Genomic DNA, 20,518 nt, shown 5'->3' with positions numbered 1-20,518 from the left:
GTCAGGCGGCTGTGGATTCGTGGACAAAAGATCTCCACAGGGTGTGGACAAGATTTTCTTCCACAGGGTGTGGGTTTCGTTGTCCACCGTCGACCCACAGGTCAGAGGCCCTTGTGCACAGCTGCGGGCGGCTTCTCCACACGGCTGTCCACTGTTCGGCAACACAACGTGCGGGATCACCGTGCCGAGTGAAAGGCGTCACATCAAGGGGTGTGGTTGGGCTGTGGGGAACCGGGGAAAAGCTGGGGACAGTCCTGGGGAGAAGTGGCCCCTGCCTGTGCATCGGGTGTGCAGAACTTTTCCCCGTCCACAGAGAACCCCGGTTGTCCACCGCTCGCGCCCACAGGCCCGGTGGACAAAAAACCGAGTCTGACCTGCGAAAAGACAGTTATCCACGGTTTCCACAGCCCCTACTACTACTCCCAACTAGAGAGAGCTGGGAATCAGGATTGAAGTGGGGGCTGTGCACAACTCGGGGTCCGGTGGCCAACCGCGCCTCGGCACGACTTGACCCCGAGCGGCAACGACTGTCAGCGCCGTACGTCAGACTGTTCCCCGGTGTCCTTCCCATGTGGCGGCTGAGCGACACCGAGTCACACGACGAAGACCGAAGACCAACGCAGGGCGAGAGCAGCCAGCAACAGCAGGAGGCGGCTTACGGTGAAGATCCGGGTGGAACGCGACGTACTCGCGGAGGCAGTGGCCTGGGCGGCGCGCAGCCTCCCGGCTCGACCGCCTGCGCCTGTCCTCGCGGGCCTTCTCCTGAAGGCCGAGGAGGGCGCACTGAGCCTGTCGAGCTTCGACTACGAGGTCTCGGCCCGGGTCTCGGTCGACGCGGAGATCGACGAGGAGGGCACCGTCCTCGTCTCCGGCCGGCTCCTGGCGGACATCTGCCGTGCCCTGCCGAACCGTCCGGTGGAGATTTCCACAGACGGTGTACGAGCGACCGTGGTCTGCGGCTCCTCGCGATTCACACTCCACACCCTGCCTGTGGAGGAGTACCCGGCGCTGCCGCAGATGCCGACCGCGACGGGCACAGTCCCCGGTGAGGTCTTCGCCTCCGCCGCGGCCCAGGTGGCCATCGCCGCCGGCCGTGACGACACGCTGCCGGTGCTCACGGGTGTGCGCATCGAGATCGAGGGCGACACGGTCACTCTCGCGTCCACCGACCGCTACCGCTTCGCGGTCCGCGAGTTCCTGTGGAAGCCGGAGGACCCCGAGGCGTCCGCGGTCGCCCTGGTGCCCGCCAAGACGCTCCTGGACACCGCCAAGGCGCTCACGAGCGGTGACACGGTCACCCTGGCCCTGTCGGGCTCCGGCGCCGGTGAGGGTCTCATCGGCTTCGAGGGCGCGGGCCGCCGTACGACGACGCGTCTGCTCGAGGGCGACCTGCCGAAGTACCGCACCTTGTTCCCGACGGAGTTCAACTCCGTGGCCGTGATCGAGACCGCCCCCTTCGTGGAGGCAGTCAAGCGCGTGGCCCTCGTCGCGGAGCGGAACACCCCGGTGCGGCTCAGCTTCGAGCAGGGCGTGCTGATCCTGGAGGCCGGCTCCAGTGACGACGCACAGGCTGTGGAAAGGGTCGACGCCCAGCTCGACGGGGACGACATCTCGATCGCCTTCAACCCGACGTTCCTTCTGGACGGTCTGAGCGCGATCGACTCCCCGGTCGCCCAGCTCTCCTTCACGACCTCCACGAAGCCGGCGCTGCTCAGCGGCAGGCCCGCCGTGGACGCCGAAGCGGACGACGCGTACAAGTACCTGATCATGCCGGTGCGGCTGTCGGGCTGACGCTCCACAGGGCATGGCCGCCGGGCGTTCGCCAGGCGGCCATGCCCGCGGGCGTGCGTGAGTTCCCCCCACTGTCCGAAAGGCGTGGGTGGTACCCCCAGGTTTAGGCTCGGAACACAGGTGCGGGAGTGCCTCACGCACCACCTCACGCCCCGTCGCAACTTAAGGAACCACCTGATGGAGCTCGGTCTCGTCGGTCTCGGCAAGATGGGCGGCAACATGCGCGAGCGCATCCGCCGCGCAGGCCACACCGTCATCGGATACGACCGCAATCCGGACCTCGCGGACGTCCACAGCCTCGGAGCGCTTGTGGACAAGCTCAAGGGCCCGCGTGTGGTGTGGGTGATGGTGCCCGCCGGCGGTCCGACCCAGGCCACCGTCGACGAGCTCGCCGACCTCCTTCAGCCGGGCGACGTCGTGGTCGACGGCGGCAACTCGCGCTGGACCGACGACGAGAAGCACGCCGTAGAGCTGGGCATCAAGGGCATCGGCTTCGTCGACTGCGGCGTCTCCGGTGGTGTCTGGGGCCTGGAGAACGGCTACGCGCTGATGTACGGCGGCAGCAAGGAGAACGTCGCCAAGGTCCAGCCGATCTTCGACGCCCTCAAGCCGGAGGGCGAATTCGGCTCCGTCCACGCGGGCAAGGTCGGCGCGGGCCACTTCGCGAAGATGGTCCACAACGGCATCGAGTACGCCATGATGCAGGCCTACGCCGAGGGCTGGGAGCTCCTGGAGAAGGTCGACTCCGTGGAGAACGTCCGCGAGGTCTTCCGCTCCTGGCAGGAAGGCACGGTCATCCGCTCCTGGCTGCTCGACCTGGCGGTCAACGCGCTGGACGACGACGAGCACCTGAACAAGCTGCGGGGATACGCGGCGGACTCCGGTGAGGGCCGCTGGACCGTCGAGGCGGCCATCGACAACTCGGTGCCGCTGCCCGCCATCACCGCGTCGCTCTTCGCCCGCTTCGCCTCGCGCCAGGACGACTCGCCGCAGATGAAGATGATCGCCGCCCTGCGCAACCAGTTCGGCGGCCACGCAGTCGAGAAGAGCTAGCCCACAGGCCGAGCCCACAACGCATTCACGAAGCTCCACGACGAAGTAATCCACATCCGCTCCACACCTTGGGGGAGGTCGGCGAACGATCATGCACGTGACGCATCTGTCACTGGCCGACTTCCGCTCGTACGCCCGGGTCGAGGTCCCTCTCGATCCGGGCGTCACCGCCTTCGTGGGCCCGAACGGGCAGGGCAAGACCAACCTCGTCGAGGCCGTCGGCTATCTCGCCACCCTCGGCAGCCACCGGGTCTCCTCGGACGCGCCGCTGGTCCGCATGGGCGCCGAGCGCGCCGTCATCCGGGCCGCCGTCCGGCAGGGCGAGCGCCAGCAGCTCATCGAGCTCGAACTCAACCCGGGCAAGGCGAACCGCGCCAGGATCAACCGATCCTCACAGGTCAGACCCCGTGACGTGCTCGGCATCGTGCGCACTGTGCTGTTCGCGCCCGAGGACCTCGCACTCGTCAAGGGCGACCCCGGTGAGCGCCGCCGCTTCCTCGACGAGCTGATCACCGCCCGCTCCCCGCGCATGGCCGGCGTCCGGTCGGACTACGACCGCGTGCTCAAGCAGCGCAACACGCTCCTCAAATCGGCCGCGCTCGCCCGCAGGCACGGCGGCCGGTCCATGGACCTGTCGACCCTCGACGTGTGGGACCAGCACCTCGCGCGTGTGGGCGCCGAGCTGCTCGCGCAGCGGTTCGACCTGATCGCCATGCTGCAGCCGCTCGCCGACAAGGCGTACGAGCAGCTGGCCCCCGGCGGCGGCCCGCTGGCCCTGGACTACAAGCCGTCCTCGCCCGAAATCGACGGCCACGCGCGCGAAGAGCTCTACGAGCAGTTGATGACCGCCCTCGAAGCGGCCCGCAAACAGGAGATCGAGCGGGGCGTGACCCTCGTCGGACCGCATCGCGACGACCTGATCCTCAAGCTCGGCCAGCTGCCGGCGAAGGGGTACGCCAGCCATGGCGAGTCCTGGTCGTACGCGCTGGCGCTGCGCCTGGCCTCGTACGACCTGCTGCGAGCCGAGGGGAACGAACCGGTGCTCGTCCTCGACGACGTCTTCGCGGAGCTCGACGCGCGGCGCAGGGAGCGCCTCGCCGAACTGGTCGCCCCCGGCGAGCAGGTCCTGGTGACGGCCGCGGTGGACGACGACGTGCCGGGCGTCCTGGCGGGCACGCGGTACGCGGTGTCCGAAGGCATGGTGGAGCGGGTATGAGCGAGAACACACCCAAGGACGCCCCGCGGAAGGCGCCTGAGCCGTCCGGCGTCGACCTCGCGCGCGTGGCCCTGCGCGCGGCGAAGGAGCAGGCACGCGCGCGTGGAGTGGCCGACCAGCAGAAGAAGCAGGCCCGGCGCGGCGGCGGACTGAGGTCCGGGGCGCGTGCCGACGGCCGCGACCCCGTCGCGTTCGGCGCGGCGATCAACCGGCTGATCACCGAGCGCGGCTGGGAGGCGCCGGCCGCCGTCGGCGGTGTCATGGGCCGCTGGCCGGAGATCGTGGGCGAGGACCTCGCCAAGCACTCCGAGCCCCTGAAGTACGACGAGGACGAGCGCGTCCTGACCGTCCAGTGCGATTCGACGGCCTGGGCGACGCAGCTGCGTCTGCTGGCCCCGCAGCTGGTGGCGCGGCTCAACGAGGACCTCGGACACGGCACCGTACGGCTTCTGAAGATCCAGGGACCCAACGGCCCCGCCCGCCGCTTCGGCCCCCTGCGCGCCCCCGGAAGCAAGGGCCCCGGCGACACCTACGGGTGAGTCCGGGGGCCCAGTGGCCGGGGGTTGACACCCGGTTGACGCCCGGAAGCGCTGAGTGCCTCTGTGAGCCTCTTGGAGCCCCGGGACGCATATGGGGAGTCGGCGGAGGCCGGTTCAGGGCGGCACATGCGGACTCAGGTACCGGCAAACCCCCATCACTGTCAGCGCTACCGGTAGACTGAGAGCTAATCCCGCCCCACTTGTGGGACGCACCGAGCAACGCTGACTATCGCTGAACGACGCAGCCGCTCCGGCCACCGCCGGGAGCTTGGCTTGTGCTGTGCCAGAAAGGGCGCTTCGTGGCCGATTCCGGCAACCCCAACGAGAACATCCCGTCCACTGCCGCCGACGCCGTCGGCGAGGCCCCCGCGGAGGCGACCACGTCCTCCGGCGAGGCAACCTCGTCGTACGACGCCAGCGCCATCACCGTCCTCGAGGGTCTGGACGCGGTCCGCAAGCGGCCCGGCATGTACATCGGCTCCACCGGCGAGCGCGGCCTGCACCACCTCGTGTACGAGGTTGTCGACAACTCGGTCGACGAGGCGCTGGCGGGGCACGCGGACACCATCGACGTCACGATCCTCGCCGACGGCGGCGTACGCGTCGTCGACAACGGCCGCGGCATCCCGGTGGGCATCGTCCCGTCCGAGGGCAAGCCGGCCCTCGAGGTCGTGCTCACCGTCCTGCACGCGGGCGGCAAGTTCGGTGGCGGCGGCTACGCGGTCTCCGGTGGTCTGCACGGCGTGGGCGTCTCCGTGGTGAACGCGCTGTCCACGCGGGTGGCCGTCGAGGTCAAGACCGACGGCCATCGCTGGACGCAGGACTACAAGTTGGGCGTCCCGACGGCCACGCTCGCCCAGCACGAGGCCACTGAGGAGTCCGGTACCTCGGTCACCTTCTGGGCCGACGGCGACATCTTCGAGACGACCGACTACTCCTTCGAGACGCTCTCGCGGCGTTTCCAGGAGATGGCGTTCCTCAACAAGGGTTTGACGATCAAACTCACTGATGAGCGCGAGTCGGCGAAGGCCGTGACGGGGGCGGACGAGGCCGGCGCGGACGAGAAGTCCGAGGTCAAGACCGTCACGTACCACTACGAAGGCGGCATCGTCGACTTCGTGAAGTACCTGAACTCCCGCAAGGGGGACGTGGTACATCCGTCGGTGATCGACATCGAGGCCGAGGACAAGGAGAGGCTCCTTTCCGTCGAGGTCGCGATGCAGTGGAACAACGGCTACAGCGAGGGCGTCTACTCCTTCGCCAACACCATCCACACGCACGAGGGCGGCACGCACGAAGAGGGCTTCCGGGCCGCGCTCACCGGTCTCATCAACCGGTACGCGCGCGACAAGAAGCTGCTGCGCGAGAAGGACGACAACCTCACGGGTGACGACATCCGCGAGGGTCTGACGGCGATCATCTCGATCAAGCTCGGCGAGCCGCAGTTCGAGGGCCAGACCAAGACCAAGCTGGGCAACACCGAGGCGAAGACCTTCGTCCAGAAGGTCGTGCACGAGCACCTCACGGACTGGCTCGACCGGAATCCGGTGGAGGCCGCGGACATCATCCGCAAGTCCATCCAGGCGGCCACCGCGCGCGTGGCGGCTCGCAAGGCCCGCGACCTGACGCGCCGCAAGGGCCTCCTTGAGAGTGCGTCGCTGCCGGGCAAGCTCTCCGACTGCCAGTCGAACGACCCCACCAAGTGCGAGATCTTCATCGTCGAGGGTGACTCCGCCGGCGGCTCGGCCAAGTCCGGCCGCAACCCGCAGTACCAGGCCATCCTGCCCATCCGAGGCAAGATCCTGAACGTCGAGAAGGCGCGGATCGACAAGATCCTGCAGAACCAGGAGATCCAGGCACTGATCTCCGCCTTCGGCACCGGAGTCCATGAGGACTTCGACATCGAGAAGCTCCGCTACCACAAGATCATTCTGATGGCGGACGCCGACGTCGACGGCCAGCACATCAACACCCTTCTGCTGACCTTCCTGTTCCGCTTCATGCGGCCCCTCGTCGAGGCCGGCTACGTGTACCTCTCGCGCCCGCCGCTCTACAAGATCAAGTGGGGCCGTGAGGACTTCGAGTACGCGTACTCGGACCGCGAGCGCGACGCCCTGCTCGAGCTCGGCCGTCAGCAGGGCAAGCGGGTCCGCGAGGACTCGATCCAGCGCTTCAAGGGTCTCGGCGAGATGAACGCCGAGGAGCTGCGCATCACCACGATGGACATCGACCACCGCGTGCTCGGCCAGGTCACCCTCGACGACGCCGCCCAGGCGGACGACCTGTTCTCCGTCCTGATGGGTGAGGACGTCGAGGCGCGCCGCTCGTTCATCCAGCGCAACGCCAAGGACGTCCGCTTCCTCGACATCTGAGTCGGTCTCAGCTGACCGCATCAGAAAGGATCTTCACCAGCAATGACCGACGAGAACATGCCCCCTGCGCCTGACGACGGCGTCGAGATCAGCGTGAGTGTCGAGACCGAGGTGCCCGAGGAGGGTGCCCAGCGCATCGAGCCCGTCGGGCTCGAGACCGAGATGCAGCGCTCGTACCTCGACTACGCGATGTCCGTCATCGTGTCGCGTGCGCTGCCCGACGTGCGGGACGGCCTCAAGCCCGTCCACCGCCGCGTGCTCTACGCGATGTACGACGGCGGCTACCGGCCCGAGAAGGGCTTCTACAAGTGCGCCCGCGTCGTCGGCGACGTCATGGGTAACTACCACCCGCACGGCGACTCCTCGATCTACGACGCCCTGGTCCGCCTGGCGCAGCCGTGGTCGATGCGTATGCCGCTGGTGGACTCGAACGGAAACTTCGGCTCTCCGGGCAACGACCCCGCAGCCGCCATGCGCTACACCGAGTGCAAGATGGCGCCGCTGTCCATGGAGATGGTCCGCGACATCGACGAGGAGACCGTCGACTTCACGGACAACTACGACGGCCGCTCCCAGGAGCCGACCGTCCTGCCGGCCCGCTTCCCGAACCTGCTGATCAACGGCTCGGCCGGTATCGCGGTCGGCATGGCCACCAACATCCCGCCGCACAACCTGCGCGAGGTCGCGGCCGGTGCCCAGTGGTGCCTGGAGAACCCCGAGGCATCCCACGAGGAGCTCCTGGACGCGCTCATCGAGCGCATCAAGGGCCCCGACTTCCCGACCGGCGCCCTTGTGGTGGGCCGCAAGGGCATCGAGGAGGCGTACCGCACCGGCCGTGGCTCCATCACGATGCGCGCGGTCGTCGAGGTCGAGGAGATCCAGAACCGCCAGTGCCTGGTGGTCACCGAACTCCCGTACCAGGTCAACCCGGACAACCTCGCGCAGAAGATCGCCGACCTCGTGAAGGACGGCAGGGTCGGCGGCATCGCCGACGTCCGCGACGAGACGTCCTCCCGTACGGGCCAGCGCCTGGTCATCGTCCTGAAGCGCGACGCCGTCGCCAAGGTCGTCCTGAACAACCTCTACAAGCACACCGACCTGCAGACGAACTTCGGCGCCAACATGCTGGCGCTCGTCGACGGCGTGCCGCGCACCCTCTCCCTGGACGCCTTCATCCGCCACTGGGTGAGCCACCAGGTCGAGGTCATCGTCCGCCGTACGAAGTTCCGCCTGCGCAAGGCCGAGGAGCGCGCCCACATCCTGCGCGGCCTCCTGAAGGCCCTGGACGCCATCGACGAGGTCATCGCGCTCATCCGGCGCAGCGACACCGTCGAGATCGCCCGTGAGGGCCTGATGGGCCTCCTGGAGATCGACGAGATCCAGGCCAACGCCATCCTCGAGATGCAGCTGCGCCGACTGGCCGCCCTGGAGCGCCAGAAGATCGTCGCCGAGCACGACGAACTGCAGCTCAAGATCAACGAGTACAACGCGATCCTGGCCTCGCCGGAGCGCCAGCGCCAGATCATCAGCCAGGAACTCGCGGCGATCGTCGAGAAGTTCGGCGACGACCGACGCTCCAAGCTGGTGCCCTTCGACGGCGACATGTCCATGGAGGACCTGATCGCCGAAGAGGACATCGTCGTCACCATCACGCGCGGCGGCTACGTCAAGCGCACCAAGACGGTCGACTACCGCTCGCAGAAGCGCGGTGGCAAGGGCGTACGCGGCACGAAGCTCAAGGAAGACGACATCGTCGACCACTTCTTCGTGTCGACGACGCACCACTGGCTGCTGTTCTTCACGAACAAGGGCCGCGTCTACCGCGCGAAGGCCTACGAGCTCCCGGACGCCGGCCGTGACGCGCGCGGCCAGCACGTGGCCAACCTGCTGGCCTTCCAGCCGGACGAGGCGATCGCCGAGATCCTCGCGATCCGCGACTACGAAGCGGCTCCTTACCTGGTCCTCGCCACAAAGGGCGGCCTCGTGAAGAAGACCCCCCTCAAGGACTACGACTCGCCCCGCGCGGGCGGCGTCATCGCCATCAACCTCCGCGAGACGGAGGACGGTTCCGACGACGAGCTGATCGGCGCCGAGCTGGTCTCCGCCGAGGACGACCTGCTGCTCATCAGCAAGAAGGCGCAGTCCATCCGCTTCACCGCCACGGACGACGCGCTGCGCCCGATGGGCCGCGCCACATCCGGCGTGAAGGGCATGAGTTTCCGCGAGGGTGACCAGCTGCTCTCGATGAATGTCGTCCGGCCGGGTACGTTCGTGTTCACCGCCACCGACGGCGGGTACGCGAAGCGGACCGCCGTCGACGAGTACCGCGTCCAGGGCCGCGGTGGCCTCGGTATCAAGGCCGCCAAGATCGTGGAAGACCGCGGATCGCTCGTGGGCGCGCTGGTGACCGAGGAGACCGACGAAATCCTCGCCATCACGCTGTCCGGCGGTGTGATTCGCACGCGAGTCAACGAGGTCAGGGAGACGGGCCGTGACACCATGGGCGTCCAACTGATCAACCTGGGCAAGCGCGATGCCGTGGTCGGTATCGCTCGTAACGCCGAGGCCGGTCGCGAGGCGGAGGAGGTCGACGGTGACGTCATCGTCGACGAGACCGTCGAGGTCGAGGCGGCTGTCGAAACGGACGAGGGCACGGAGTCCACGGCCGAGTAGCGCGAGGAGTGAGTCATCGTGAGCGGAGCCACGGGCGCCGGATCCACCGGCACGGAAACGGACGGCGGCCGTGGCCCCGCCACTGACTCGAACGACTCGCCCGAGTCTCATGGATCCCAGGGGGGAACTGTGACGGACACCCGAGGTCCGCAGACGCAGCAGTACGCGGCCGGCACGGACGGGGCGTTGCCCGGGGAGCGGCCGCAGCCCGAGCAGCCCCAGCAGCCGTACCACCCGCCGCAGGCCTACCAGGCGGCTCCGCCGGCCGGAGCGGTCCGCAGGCCGCGTACGGGGGCCCGCACGACGCCTCGTACGCGCAAGGCGCGCCTGAGGGTTGCCAAGGCCGATCCGTGGTCGGTGATGAAGGTCAGCTTCCTGCTCTCCATCGCGCTCGGCATCTGCACGATCGTCGCGGCTGCGGTGCTGTGGATGGTCATGGACGCCATGGGCGTCTTCTCGACCGTGGGCGGCACGATCTCCGAGGCCACGGGCTCGAACGAGTCCAACGGCTTCGACCTTCAGTCGTTCCTGTCGCTGCCGCGCGTCCTGATCTTCACTTCGATCATCGCGGTCATCGACGTCGTCCTCGCGACGGCTCTGGCCACGCTCGGCGCGTTCATCTACAACCTCTCCGCGGGTTTCGTGGGCGGCGTCGAGCTGACCCTCGCCGAGGACGAGTAGCAGCCGAGCAGCAGTCTCTTTCGTCGGTTCAGTCGCTGTGACACCTGTGGAGCGCATTCCCTGACGGGGGTGCGCTCCACAGGCGTTTGGGCCGGTGAGGCGGGGTCCCAGGTATCGATTTTGGGACTGGCCGGGTCGTGCGCTAATCTTCAGAGGTCAGCGCGCGGGACACACACCGCAAAGCGCGGCGGGGCTATAGCTCAGTTGGTTAGAGCGCATCCCTGATAAGGATGAGGCCACAGGTTCAAATCCTGTTAGCCCCACAAGACAGAAACCCTCAACCCATTGTGGTTGGGGGTTTTTGGCGTCTACAGGGGGACGGCGGGGCGAGCGGGCGGGGCTGTGGTGCTGTGCCGTGCATACGGCAGCCGCCTGGCCTGCGCGCCGGGAGGTACAGCGCCCGATGATGGCGGGCGCACGCCGAGAAGACCCTCAGCCTGTGGCGGCCGGGGTCATGAAAGGTCGAGGGCGCGGGAGCGCGGTCTGGCGGTAGGGCGCTCTGCCTGCGGGTTGGTGCCGTCTGAACCTGGAGTGCGGCGGGCAGGTTCGGGGCGTGGCTGCGCTGGTGAAGCGCTGCCGGGTGCCGCCGTGTCTCTGCGGTGCCGCGCTGCTGTGGTGCGGGTGATGCGGGTGATGCGTTGGTCTGTGTGGTCGTACTCGTCGTGCCGGCCGTACTGAGTGGCGCTGTCGGCCTGGGCCGATGAACCGTGCTGGCGGCCGTTTCTCTTGCGGTGGGGCCTGCCGGTGGTACCTGTCGGTCTTCCTCGCCGGCTGTTCTTGCGGTGGAGCTTTTGCTGCGAAGGGTCTGCTGCGGTCCTTCAGGGCCGGCTGTCTTGCCGTTGCCGCTTTCGGTACCGCTGCTGTCACTGCTGGTGGTGCTTCATCTGTACGTACTGCTTCACGTACTGCTTCACGTACTGCGGTCGTTACGACTGTGAGTGGAGCGCGCTGACGCCTGCCGGGGTCTCGTCGAACTCGTTCCCGGACTCCGTGTCGACCGGCGGGCGGTGGCGGCAGCTGGGGGAGGAACCGTGGGCCTCGGCGCGGATGCGCTGCTTCATGGTGGGAGGCAGCGACCGTTTGAAGGCCCAGGGAGCCTGGACGGCGGTGGCGGCGGGGGTGCTTACCGCCGCGTTGCGGGTGCCCTCCGTCTGCTGTACGGGCGTGGCCGCGGTGGCCGGGGAGGTGAGACCCATCGCGGTCAGCACCGCGAAGAAGGCGGTGATGAGGACGGTCCACAGCTTGATGACCTTGTTGGTGGCCATGATCCCTCACTTTCGGGTTGGGCGATTTGCGTACTTTCCTCATGATGTGTATGCGGGCTCCGGAGTGGGGGACCGACGCCCGTGGCGCGACGATGTTCAGATGAACACCACTCGGATGGGCGCAATCGCCCTGTGTGAGCGTCATCACCCCTAATTTCACATTCTGCGAAGTGTGATCAGGGTGCCGTCATCCGGCTCGATTGGTCGGCGGGGTGCGGGAGTTGGGCCCGGGTGCAGGTCACCGATCGGTATCGGTCGGTGTGTATAGTCGGGCGCCAGAGGTCCCCTACGTCAAAGAAAGACGAGGTCGCGCGGTGAAGAAGCTTCTCCTGGTCGCACTGGCCGCCATCGGCGGGCTCCTCGTGTACCGCCAGATCCAGGCGGATCGCGCCGAGCAGGATCTGTGGACGGAGGCGACTGACTCCGTACCCACGGGTTCGTGAGTATCGACGACAGTCTCTTCAAGGCCCCGATCGCATGCGCGGTCGGGGCTTTGTGCTGTCCGGGGAGCGGGTGCGCAGTCGGTTCCGGGGCCGGCTATTCGCTTGAGTAAATTATTCGCTTGCTTTGGCGAATGCCGGTGGGGTGTGCGGGGCTCTGGCGGCAGGATGGTCGTCCGGCGATGAGGCGATGGCGGGGCGACGAGGGGGCGCGTGATGAGTCGGCGCATGGGGCGGCGCCTGGTGAGGCGCGGGTTTGGACGGCCGGTGTCGGCACTCAAGGCGGCGGTGTGCGCGGTGGCCGTGCCGGTCGCGGTGGTGGCGCTGCCAGGGGCCGCGGTGGCGGGGGACTCGGCTCCGTATGTCTTCGCAGACGGGGCGAAGAGCGTCCAGGGCGAGTTGACCAGTACGGATGCGGCGGAGCTCAAGGCCGGGGAGACGTATCGGAGCTCCATCGAGGCGGGGGTGAAGGGCACCGGGCTCGGCAGTGGGTCGGGTGCGAAGGGCGCGGCCGGCACGCGTTATTACCGTGTCGACCTGGACGGATCCTCCGATACGTATGTCTCGGTGGTGGCGGTGCCGAAGGTCAGGGCGGACGTGAAGGTGGCGTTCAACGACAGCGTTTCCGTGACCCTGCAGGACCGGCAGGGCAATCGCTGTGACTCCGAGGTCGCGGCGTTCCGCTCCGCCGAATATCCGAGGCCGATAGCCGCCACCGCGGAGAGGGTTGTACGGGAGGGCGGTGGGCGCTGTCAGGACGCGGGTACGTATGACGTGGTCGTCGCGCGCAAAACGGCGCCGGATTCCACCCGGGAGCGCTGGGACCTGGAGCTGAGCGTCTTCTCGGAGCCCGCGCTCAAGTCGCCGCCCGCGACCACCGGGCCCGGTGCCTGGTCGTCGGCTTCGCCACGGCCGCCCGCCGGAATCCCCTCCGAACGCCGCGGCGGCACGGGGTTCAACGACGCGCAGAGCCTGCGGCAAGGCGTATGGAAGGACCGGATCCGCCCGGGGCAGACCCTCTTCTACCGGGTGCCGCTGGAGTGGGGACAGCAGCTCTTCACCGAGGCCGAGCTCGGTACTTCGGCGGGTGACGCGGGCCGTAGGGGCTTTGTGCCGAGCGCGCTCACTGTCGCCCTGTACAACCCGGCGCGGACGCCGATCACTTCGAAGGACGCCTCGTATGGAGGGGAGACCTCTGCGGCGGCTCTGGACTCCCTGCCTCCGGTCGCCTACGAGAACCGCTATCTGTCGCGCGCGGACGAAGCGGGCGTGCGGTTCGCCGGCTGGTACTACCTGAAGGTCTCCCTCACCCCGGAGATGAAGGGGACCTTCGGGAACAAGGAGTCCGGGCTGACGCTCCGTCTGACGGTCCAGGGGGACGTGGCGTCGGCGCCGGAGTATGTGCGGGATCCGGGAGCGTTCCAGGTCACGGACGCGGACCGGGCCGCCGCTGAGCGCGGGTCCGCGCAGGGTGGGGGCGCATCGTTGCCCTCGGCAGGCGGGCAGGGCGACGGGCAGGCGGCGCAGGGCGGGTCCACCCGGACGAACCGTATGACGGTCCTCGGGATCGCGGGGATCGGCACGGGGTCCGTGCTGGTGCTGGGGCTCGGCGTATGGACGTATGTCGCTCGCCGGCGGGCGCCCGCCGGTTGGTAGGTGGGTAGGCGGGGGGACGTCAGGTTCTCAGGCCTGGGTCAGCGCCCAGATGCCGACCGCGAAACTGACCAAGGCAACGAAAAGCACCGGGATCGCCACCTTTGCGGGCGGTCCCGGCCGTCGTTTCCGCACCCGCCGATGAGGGGTCGGGTTCGGGGCCGCGCCGCGAGGATTCGAGTGGCCGACGAGTGGAACCTGAACGCTCTGGGCGGTGTACGTAGAGGTAGAGACAGGCTGAGCGGGCGCCGGCACCAGGGCAGGAGCGGGAGCCGGAGCGGCGTAGGAGTGCTGGGTGGCCGGGGTCGTGGGCGGAGTGTGGGGGGAGGGCTCGTGGGGGTGCGGGCGAGTTGGTGGGGCGGATGGTGGTGCTTGTGGCGCTGTGGGGCGGGGGTGTGGTGGGGCGGCGTACTCGGGAGCGTCGCGAGCTGTGATGGGGGTGATGGGCCGAGGCTCGGGAGAGGTTTGCGCGAGTCGCTGTGCCGGGGGCTGCGGCAGTGGCTGAGCGGGCGGTTGCGCGGGAGGAGGCGGCGGCAGGTGGAAGCTGCCGGTCTCGGACATGCTGGTCTCGGGCCTGCTGGTCTCGGGCCTGCTGGTCTCGGGCGTGCTGGTCTCGGGCGTGACGGTGCCCGACGGGGCGGTCCCGGGCAGGCCGGTTCGAGACGTGTTGGGCACCAGGGGGGCACCGCTCACGCGCAGGCCGGTCTGTGAGGGGTTGGATGCCGACCCCAGGGGTGCGGGGGTGGCAGGGCCGGGGACAGACAGGCCCGCCGGTGGGGCGTCCGGCACCACGGGGGCATACGGAGGCGGCGGTGGTGCCGGTGCCGGTGTCGGGGGTTCCGGTGGGAGTGGGGGCAGAGCCTCTCCCGGCCCGGGCTTCCGCGTCGTGGAACGGCCGCTCGTGCCCTGGCTCCGGCCCCGGTCGTGTATGAGGCCGGGTGCGACGGCCAGGGAGGTCGTGGTCGGGCCGCTCTGGGTGAACCCCGGTGGGAGAGCGCCGAGTTGATCGAAGACCTCGACCAGTTCGTCGTCGGGTCCGGGCTCAGGAAGCAGTTCGGAGGCGGCCAGGAGGGCCTTGCGCGCGCCTGTCGCGGTACGGAAACGCGCTTCGGGATCAGGCTGCAGCAGACCGGCCACGACGGTCCACAGGGGGCCGGGGATGCCCTGGGGCGCGCCAGGGGTGCCGTGGTCGGTGAAGTGTTCGATCAGGGCCCTGGAGTCCGGCCGGGCGCCCTGGAGCAGATACAGCGCGACGAGACCGACGGCGAACAGGTCTGCCGGGAAGTCCGGCTCACCGCCCATCGCCTGTTCGGGGGCGAAGTAGCCGGGCGTCCCCACCACATAGTCGTTCTCGGTGAGCCGGGGCTCGCCCTTGCGCATCGCGATGCCGAAGTCCGAGAGGCGCAGATGAGGCCGGGCGGTGCCGGTCGCCTCCAGAAGGATGTTGGCGGGCTTGATGTCACGGTGCACGACCCCTTCCGCGTGCACCGCGGTGAGGCCGGCGAGGAGCTGGTCCAGGAGGAGGCACACGAAGGACGGTGGCAGGGGCCCGTAGTCACCGATCAGATGCGCCAGCGAGCCGCCGGCGACCAGGTCCATGGTGAACAGGACCTTGTCGTCGTCCGCGGCCCAGCTGGCCGGGGCGAGGACGTGGGGGTGGTCGATCCGCAGTGCCTGTTCGCGCACGAAGCGGAGCAGGGTGTGGGCATCGCTCTGCAGCAGGACCTTGGCGGCCACATATCTGCGGCGCCGGTGGTCCCAGGCGCGCCATACGGCGCCTGCTCCCCCGCGACCGATCGGGTCGGCCAGTTCGTAGCGTCCGGCGAAGACCTCACCCATCGTGGTGCGTCGCTCCCCCCTCGGCCGTCACGACGCGTCCGGCCTCTCGGATGGTCCCGCGGCCAGGACCGGCCGCGGGAGTCGCGGCCGGCCCGATGTCGCTACCGTGCGGCCGGGATCAGCTCTGGTGCGCCTGATAGTGGGTCACGGCGTCGGACGTGCGCCCGGCTCCGTAGACCCGGAGGAACTCTGCCAGTTCCGGGTGGCTCGGGGCGAGGGTGTCCGCCGCATCGATGATGTCTCCGGCCGCGGAGACGGAGCGCAGCAGCGACTGGATCTCCCGGACCACGCGCTTGACCGTGGGTGCGCCCGAACTGGTTGTTGTCTGCGCGGTGTTGGTGAGCACCGAGCCCCCCTGTGACTTCTTGATCTCGTCCATGCGCTCGGTGGCCTCGGCGGCGCTGACGCTTCCGTCGGCGACCTGACCCGCAAGGTCCTGGAGCAGCTGGACACGCTGGACGACGGCCGGATTGCCTATCTTCGCGCGCTGACCGCTCATCAGCTGGGACAGCATGGGCGCGGACAGGCCGAGAACCCCCGCGAGCCTGGCCTGGTTGAGGCCCAGGTCATCGATGAGGCGACGGAAGAGCGCCCCCAGCGGCTCTCCGTACCAGTTTCGCTGGAGCTCCCGGGCTCTTGCGGTAGCTTCCTGCTGTGCGGCGTCCATTGCGTCTCCCCATCGCTTCCCCAAATACGGCGGTTCGCTGCCGCGAACCACGTGGGGCATCTTACGGAGAGTGGTTGTGGACCGGGAGCCCCAATCCTTTTGCGAGATCCGGGGGGTGACCCGGTACTCTGGTCTGCGATGCGCACCGGATCGCACTTCTTCCGGTTCGACGTGTCGTTTTCGGGGCCTTAGCTCAGTTGGTAGAGCGCTGCCTTTGCAAGGCAGATGTCAGGAGTTCGAATCTCCTAGGCTCCACAGGTTCCACGTGAAACACGTGAACGCCGTAGGGCGGGAGACCACTGGTCTCCCGCCCTACGGCGTTACTGCTCGTTCGAGGCTCAGTCGCGGTCGTCGCGGTCGGCGGCGTCCGCCTCCGCTTCGGCCTGCTTGGCCTGGACCTCGGGGTCGAGGGCGTTCTTGCCGCTGCCGTCCACCGATGACAGGGGCGGGGTGTCCGGGACCTCGGTCGCGGCCGGCGGTTCGACCAACCAGTCCGGGTTGGCCTGCTTGTCCCACCACTTCCAGGCGGCGAAGGCGCCCCCGGCGAGGACGCCGACGATGAGGAAGCCCTTGGCGACGCGTCCGGCCCGTGCTCGCCGTTCGTGCTTGCGGGCGAGCTTCCGAATCTCCTTCGGTGTCACCTGCCCGCGCAGGGCGGCGAGCGCCGCGACGCTGCGGGCCGTCGCCTCCTCGCGGACGGGCTGGGCGGCGGCCACGGCCTGCTCGATCCGCGGCCTGGCGTAGACGGCGGCCTGGCGGGCGGCCTTCCTGGTGCGGACGGCCGCATCGTGCGCGGCCTGGTCGACCTTCGGCGGCACATGGGAGCGGGCCTGTTCAAGATGTGGTGCGAGGTATGTGTCGTATTGGTCGCGGGTCTGCTGCGCAGCCTGCGACATCACGGGCGCTAGCCGTACGCGCGCTTCTTGCGCATACAGTGCGGCCCGGTCCTTGGCCGTCTCGGCGTAGGGCGCCACCACTTCCGCGGCGTGCAGCACGCTGTCCTTCGCCGAGCCGGTCGCGGCGCGCACGCTGTCGATGCGGGTCACGGGATCCTCCTCCTCGGTGGCGTACAGGTTTTCACCTATCCACCCTTTTTCGGATCATGCCTGCCGGACGGCGGTGCGGCATGCGAGGGCGAGCATTCGGGGTATAAGCCGCAATTGGGCGTACCGAGGTACTCCAGGCAATAGCTGATCAATACGGTGCAAGAGGGGCTTGCGGACGACAATGCCACGGATCGCCGTACGGCGCGCCTCCTCGGTGGCGACTCGGCCGGAAATTCTGCGGTTGCCGCCGGGCGACGGGCCAACGGGGGCGTGCGAGGATCGGATCGTCACAGAAGGCAACGGAAGGCAGATCGTGGCTGAGCAGCTCTACGCCACCCTGAAGACCAACCAAGGCGACATCGAAGTCCGGCTGCTGCCGAACCACGCGCCCAAGACGGTCAAGAACTTCGTCGAGCTCGCTCGGGGTGAGCGGGAGTGGACCAACCCGGAGACGGGTGCGAAGTCCACGGACAAGCTCTACGACGGCACGGTCTTCCACCGGGTGATCAGCGGTTTCATGATCCAGGGCGGTGACCCGCTGGGCAACGGCACGGGCGGTCCTGGCTACCAGTTCGAGGACGAGTTCCACCCTGACCTGGCCTTCGACAAGCCGTACCTGCTGGCCATGGCGAACGCGGGCCCGGGCACCAACGGCTCCCAGTTCTTCATCACGGTGTCGCCCACGGCCTGGCTGACCCGCAAGCACACCATTTTCGGCGAGGTCGTCGACGAGGCCAGCCAGAAGGTCGTGGACGCCATCGCGACCGCGCAGACCAACCCGCGTACGGACCGTCCGGTCAATGACGTGGTCATCGAGTCGGTCGTCGTCGAGACCCGCTGAGGGGAACCCGGCCGACGGGAACCAATACGCCCCGCTCATCCGTAAGGATGGGCGGGGTCATGTGTTGACCGCGCACGTTTCGTACGAGGGGATTCCGATGGATCAGGTGCCAGGCAGTCCGCAGAGTCCTCAGGACGCGCAGGCCACGCCCCGCTGCTACCGGCACCCTGACCGCGAGACCGGGATCCGCTGCGCCCGCTGCGACAAGCCCATCTGCCCGGACTGCATGGTCAGCGCCTCGGTGGGCTTCCAGTGCCCGGACTGTGTGCGGGGCGGTTCTGGTACGGGGCACGGCCCCGCGGCCAGCCGGCCGAGGACGATCACGGGCGGCACGATCGCGGCCGATCCGCGCCTGGTCACGAAGATCCTGATCGGGATCAACGTGGCGGTGTTCATCGCGGTCCAGGTGTCGGACAGGCTCCTCTCCGACCTCGTTCTGGTCGGGGCCTGGCCTCCCGCGCCCTACGTCCCGAATCAGGGCGTGGCCGGCGGCGAGTGGTATCGCCTGGTGACGTCGATGTTCACGCACCAGGAGGTGTGGCACATCGCGTTCAACATGCTGGGCCTGTGGTGGCTCGGCGGTCCGCTGGAGGCGGCGCTCGGCAGGGCCCGCTACATCGCGCTGTACATGGTCTCGGGGCTGGCCGGCAGCGCGCTTACCTATGCGATCGCGGATCCGAGCGGACAGTCCCTCGGCGCGTCCGGAGCCGTCTTCGGACTCATGGGCGCGACCGCGGTGCTGGTGCGGCGCCTCAACTACGACATGCGGCCCGTCATCGGCCTGCTCGCGCTGAATCTGCTCTTCACGTTCACGTGGGGCAACATCGCCTGGCAGGCCCACGTCGGTGGTCTCGTCGCCGGTGTGGTCGTGGGGTACGCGATGGTCCACGCGCCCAGGGAGCGCCGCTCGCTGGTGCAGTACGGCACCTGCGCACTCGTGCTCGCCGTGGTGGTCGTCACTGTGCTTGTGAGGACGTCCCAGCTCACTTGAGCTCGGTCTGTGACCGACGTTGTCCACAGACGGTGCCGGATCCTGTGCACTCGGTGGGGAACAGGTGTGCCCCTTGTCGCTGACCTGGGTTTCCCCAGCCAGGACAAGGGGCGAACATGTGGGCGAGCTGCGGTGCGTCAGTCACACCGGCGTCAACACCCGGCGGGTTATCCACAGATCTTCCGACCTTTTCCCCACTGTGGAAACAGCTGTGGATAACTCAGTGGATAGCTGGGGGCAGAGCTACTCCGCTGCGTGGAGCAGGGCTACTTCCACTGCGTGGAAACGCCGAACCCGGCGGCGATGAAGCCGAAGCCCACGACGATGTTCCAGTTGCCGAGCGCGTCCAGCGGCAGCGAGCCGTCGGTCACGTAGAACACGACGATCCAGGCGAGCCCGATCAGGAACATCGCGAGCATCACCGGGGCTACCCAGCCGCGATTGGTCAGCTTTATGTTCGCCGCCTGCTTCGACGCCGGCGGCGGCGTGTAGTCGGCCTTCTTGCGGATACGTGACTTCGGCACGAGGGTCTCTCCTGTCGATGCGCTGCGTGGCCGCGCAGGGGACGTGGGCTGGCTCCGGGCAGCGTACAAGGGGAATCTCGGCGCTCCCCCGGGCGTCCGTTAGCGTAGTGCTTCCGCGGCGCTGAAGGAGATAAGGGTACGTTGAGCAATTCTGCCGACTCCCAGGAAGAGCCCCCCGGCGGGGGCCGCCCCCGCATGCGCTTGCGTCCTGTGCGGTTGCTGACCGTGGCTGTGTTCGCCCTGGCCGGGCTGATCTTCTTCACCAGCTTCAATACCGCCAAGGGCACCAACATCCGCACGGACACCTCGCTGCTGAAGCTCTCCGACCTCATCCAGGAGCGCAGCCACAAGAACGGCCAGCTCGAGGAGTCCAACAGCGCGATCCGTGACGACGTAGACGCTCTCACCGAGCGCGGCGGCGCCGGCACCAAGGCCGAGGACGCCAAGCTGTCCGCCCTGGAGAAGGCGTCCGGCACGAAGAAGCTGCGCGGACAGGCCGTCTCGGTCACGCTCGCCGACGCCCCGCCGAACGCCACCGCCAAGCTCCCCGGCTACCCCGAGCCCCAGCCCAACGACCTGGTCATCCACCAGCAGGACCTCCAGGCCGTCGTCAACGCCCTGTGGAACGGCGGCGCACAGGGCATCAAAGTCATGGACCAGCGCCTCATCTCCACCAGCGCCGTGCGCTGCGTCGGCAACACCCTGATCCTCCAGGGCCGCGTCTACTCGCCCCCGTACAAGATCACCGCGGTCGGGGACCCGGAGAAGCTGAAGCAGGCGGTCGCCGCCTCGCCCCAGATCCAGAACTACATGCTCTACGTCAACGCCTACGGGCTCGGGTGGAAAGTCGAGGACGACGGGGCGGTGACTCTTCCCGGTTACTCGGGCACAGTGGATCTCCACTACGCGAAGCCCGTGGAGTAGCCG

At 68.3% G+C, this 20,518-nt stretch carries 17 protein-coding genes and 2 tRNA genes; 14 read left to right on the top strand and 5 right to left on the bottom strand.

What is annotated here, in order from left to right; genetic code table 11:
• Window positions 1–660: 660 nt before the first annotated feature.
• From dnaN to ACIPWY_RS14265, 8 genes are all read left to right on the top strand, one after another.
• Window positions 661–1,791 carry a DNA polymerase III subunit beta gene (gene dnaN / locus ACIPWY_RS14300; protein ID WP_116512073.1) on the top strand — a complete coding sequence of 377 codons (1,131 nt, stop codon included), beginning with the start codon at window positions 661–663 and terminating at the stop codon, window positions 1,789–1,791.
• Between the two features lie 177 nt (window positions 1,792–1,968).
• On the top strand, window positions 1,969–2,844 hold the full coding sequence (gnd, locus tag ACIPWY_RS14295; RefSeq protein WP_362907756.1) for a phosphogluconate dehydrogenase (NAD(+)-dependent, decarboxylating): 876 nt from the start codon (window positions 1,969–1,971) through the stop codon (window positions 2,842–2,844).
• Between the two features lie 91 nt (window positions 2,845–2,935).
• Entirely contained in the window at window positions 2,936–4,060 is a 1,125-nt protein-coding gene (recF, locus tag ACIPWY_RS14290) for a DNA replication/repair protein RecF (RefSeq protein WP_362907755.1), read from the top strand.
• Window positions 4,057–4,599 (top strand): DciA family protein, encoded by a 543-nt coding sequence (locus tag ACIPWY_RS14285; RefSeq protein ID WP_362907754.1) that lies wholly within the window; start codon window positions 4,057–4,059, stop codon window positions 4,597–4,599. Before recF ends, ACIPWY_RS14285 begins: the two co-directional genes overlap by 4 nt.
• 275 nt (window positions 4,600–4,874) lie before the next feature.
• Entirely contained in the window at window positions 4,875–6,971 is a 2,097-nt protein-coding gene (gene gyrB, locus ACIPWY_RS14280) for a DNA topoisomerase (ATP-hydrolyzing) subunit B (protein ID WP_362907753.1), read from the top strand.
• Between the two features lie 42 nt (window positions 6,972–7,013).
• Entirely contained in the window at window positions 7,014–9,644 is a 2,631-nt protein-coding gene (gene gyrA, locus ACIPWY_RS14275; RefSeq protein ID WP_362907752.1) for a DNA gyrase subunit A, read from the top strand.
• Window positions 9,645–9,662: 18 nt separating this feature from the next.
• Entirely contained in the window at window positions 9,663–10,325 is a 663-nt protein-coding gene (locus tag ACIPWY_RS14270; RefSeq protein WP_362907751.1) for a DUF3566 domain-containing protein, read from the top strand.
• Window positions 10,326–10,514: 189 nt separating this feature from the next.
• Window positions 10,515–10,588: transfer RNA gene (locus tag ACIPWY_RS14265), tRNA-Ile, on the top strand.
• Window positions 10,589–11,251: 663 nt separating this feature from the next.
• Here ACIPWY_RS14265 and ACIPWY_RS14260 read toward each other — a convergent pair.
• A complete protein-coding gene (locus tag ACIPWY_RS14260) occupies window positions 11,252–11,590 on the bottom strand; it encodes a DUF6344 domain-containing protein (protein WP_362907750.1) in 339 nt (112 codons plus the stop codon).
• A 314-nt stretch (window positions 11,591–11,904) separates the two neighbouring features.
• Here ACIPWY_RS14260 and ACIPWY_RS14255 point away from each other — a divergent pair, with 314 nt between their 5' ends.
• Window positions 11,905–12,033 carry a DLW-39 family protein gene (locus ACIPWY_RS14255; RefSeq protein WP_003999697.1) on the top strand — a complete coding sequence of 43 codons (129 nt, stop codon included), beginning with the start codon at window positions 11,905–11,907 and terminating at the stop codon, window positions 12,031–12,033.
• A gap of 264 nt (window positions 12,034–12,297) precedes the next feature.
• Window positions 12,298–13,686, top strand: coding sequence for a hypothetical protein (locus ACIPWY_RS14250; RefSeq protein ID WP_393699284.1), 1,389 nt, complete (start codon window positions 12,298–12,300; stop codon window positions 13,684–13,686).
• A gap of 27 nt (window positions 13,687–13,713) precedes the next feature.
• Here ACIPWY_RS14250 and ACIPWY_RS14245 read toward each other — a convergent pair whose 3' ends face one another.
• Window positions 13,714–15,522: a serine/threonine-protein kinase gene (locus tag ACIPWY_RS14245; protein ID WP_401533299.1), complete on the bottom strand. Its 1,809-nt coding sequence runs from the start codon at window positions 15,520–15,522 to the stop codon at window positions 13,714–13,716.
• Window positions 15,523–15,640: 118 nt separating this feature from the next.
• Complete coding sequence (locus ACIPWY_RS14240; RefSeq protein WP_100597242.1) at window positions 15,641–16,189, bottom strand: DNA-binding protein; 549 nt, start codon at window positions 16,187–16,189, stop codon at window positions 15,641–15,643.
• A gap of 182 nt (window positions 16,190–16,371) precedes the next feature.
• On the opposite strand from ACIPWY_RS14240, the gene ACIPWY_RS14235 reads away from it, so the two are divergent.
• Window positions 16,372–16,444: transfer RNA gene (locus tag ACIPWY_RS14235), tRNA-Ala, on the top strand.
• A gap of 83 nt (window positions 16,445–16,527) precedes the next feature.
• Here the strand turns inward: ACIPWY_RS14235 and ACIPWY_RS14230 are convergent.
• Window positions 16,528–17,235, bottom strand: a complete 708-nt coding sequence (locus ACIPWY_RS14230; protein ID WP_393699288.1) for a DUF5324 family protein — start codon at window positions 17,233–17,235, stop codon at window positions 16,528–16,530.
• A 313-nt stretch (window positions 17,236–17,548) separates the two neighbouring features.
• On the opposite strand from ACIPWY_RS14230, the gene ACIPWY_RS14225 reads away from it, so the two are divergent.
• Together ACIPWY_RS14225 and ACIPWY_RS14220 are read left to right on the top strand one after the other, a co-directional pair.
• Window positions 17,549–18,076: a peptidylprolyl isomerase gene (locus ACIPWY_RS14225; RefSeq protein WP_393699290.1), complete on the top strand. Its 528-nt coding sequence runs from the start codon at window positions 17,549–17,551 to the stop codon at window positions 18,074–18,076.
• A 97-nt stretch (window positions 18,077–18,173) separates the two neighbouring features.
• Window positions 18,174–19,067 (top strand): rhomboid family intramembrane serine protease, encoded by an 894-nt coding sequence (locus tag ACIPWY_RS14220; protein WP_362907745.1) that lies wholly within the window; start codon window positions 18,174–18,176, stop codon window positions 19,065–19,067.
• Between the two features lie 266 nt (window positions 19,068–19,333).
• Here the strand turns inward: ACIPWY_RS14220 and crgA are convergent, their stop codons facing one another.
• Window positions 19,334–19,591 (bottom strand): cell division protein CrgA, encoded by a 258-nt coding sequence (gene crgA / locus ACIPWY_RS14215; RefSeq protein WP_362907744.1) that lies wholly within the window; start codon window positions 19,589–19,591, stop codon window positions 19,334–19,336.
• 141 nt (window positions 19,592–19,732) lie between these two features.
• Here crgA and ACIPWY_RS14210 point away from each other — a divergent pair, with 141 nt between their 5' ends.
• A complete protein-coding gene (locus ACIPWY_RS14210; RefSeq protein WP_393699293.1) occupies window positions 19,733–20,515 on the top strand; it encodes a DUF881 domain-containing protein in 783 nt (260 codons plus the stop codon).
• The last annotated feature ends 3 nt before the right edge of the window (window positions 20,516–20,518 follow it).

It is taken from the genome of Streptomyces sp. NPDC090032, assembly GCF_044748025.1.
Taxonomy (GTDB): domain Bacteria; phylum Actinomycetota; class Actinomycetes; order Streptomycetales; family Streptomycetaceae; genus Streptomyces.
The sequence above is the reverse complement of the archived record's forward strand: the minus strand, read 5'-3'. Positions and strand labels throughout refer to the sequence as shown.

Coding starts and splice junctions, on each gene's coding strand:
- recF (WP_362907755.1), top strand. CDS start 2,936: ATGCACGTGACGCATCTGTCACTGGCCGACTTCCGCTCGTACGCCCGG.
- ACIPWY_RS14240 (WP_100597242.1), bottom strand. CDS start 16,189: ATGGACGCCGCACAGCAGGAAGCTACCGCAAGAGCCCGGGAGCTCCAG.
- ACIPWY_RS14220 (WP_362907745.1), top strand. CDS start 18,174: ATGGATCAGGTGCCAGGCAGTCCGCAGAGTCCTCAGGACGCGCAGGCC.
- ACIPWY_RS14245 (WP_401533299.1), bottom strand. CDS start 15,522: ATGGGTGAGGTCTTCGCCGGACGCTACGAACTGGCCGACCCGATCGGT.
- gyrA (WP_362907752.1), top strand. CDS start 7,014: ATGACCGACGAGAACATGCCCCCTGCGCCTGACGACGGCGTCGAGATC.
- gnd (WP_362907756.1), top strand. CDS start 1,969: ATGGAGCTCGGTCTCGTCGGTCTCGGCAAGATGGGCGGCAACATGCGC.
- ACIPWY_RS14285 (WP_362907754.1), top strand. CDS start 4,057: ATGAGCGAGAACACACCCAAGGACGCCCCGCGGAAGGCGCCTGAGCCG.
- ACIPWY_RS14260 (WP_362907750.1), bottom strand. CDS start 11,590: ATGGCCACCAACAAGGTCATCAAGCTGTGGACCGTCCTCATCACCGCC.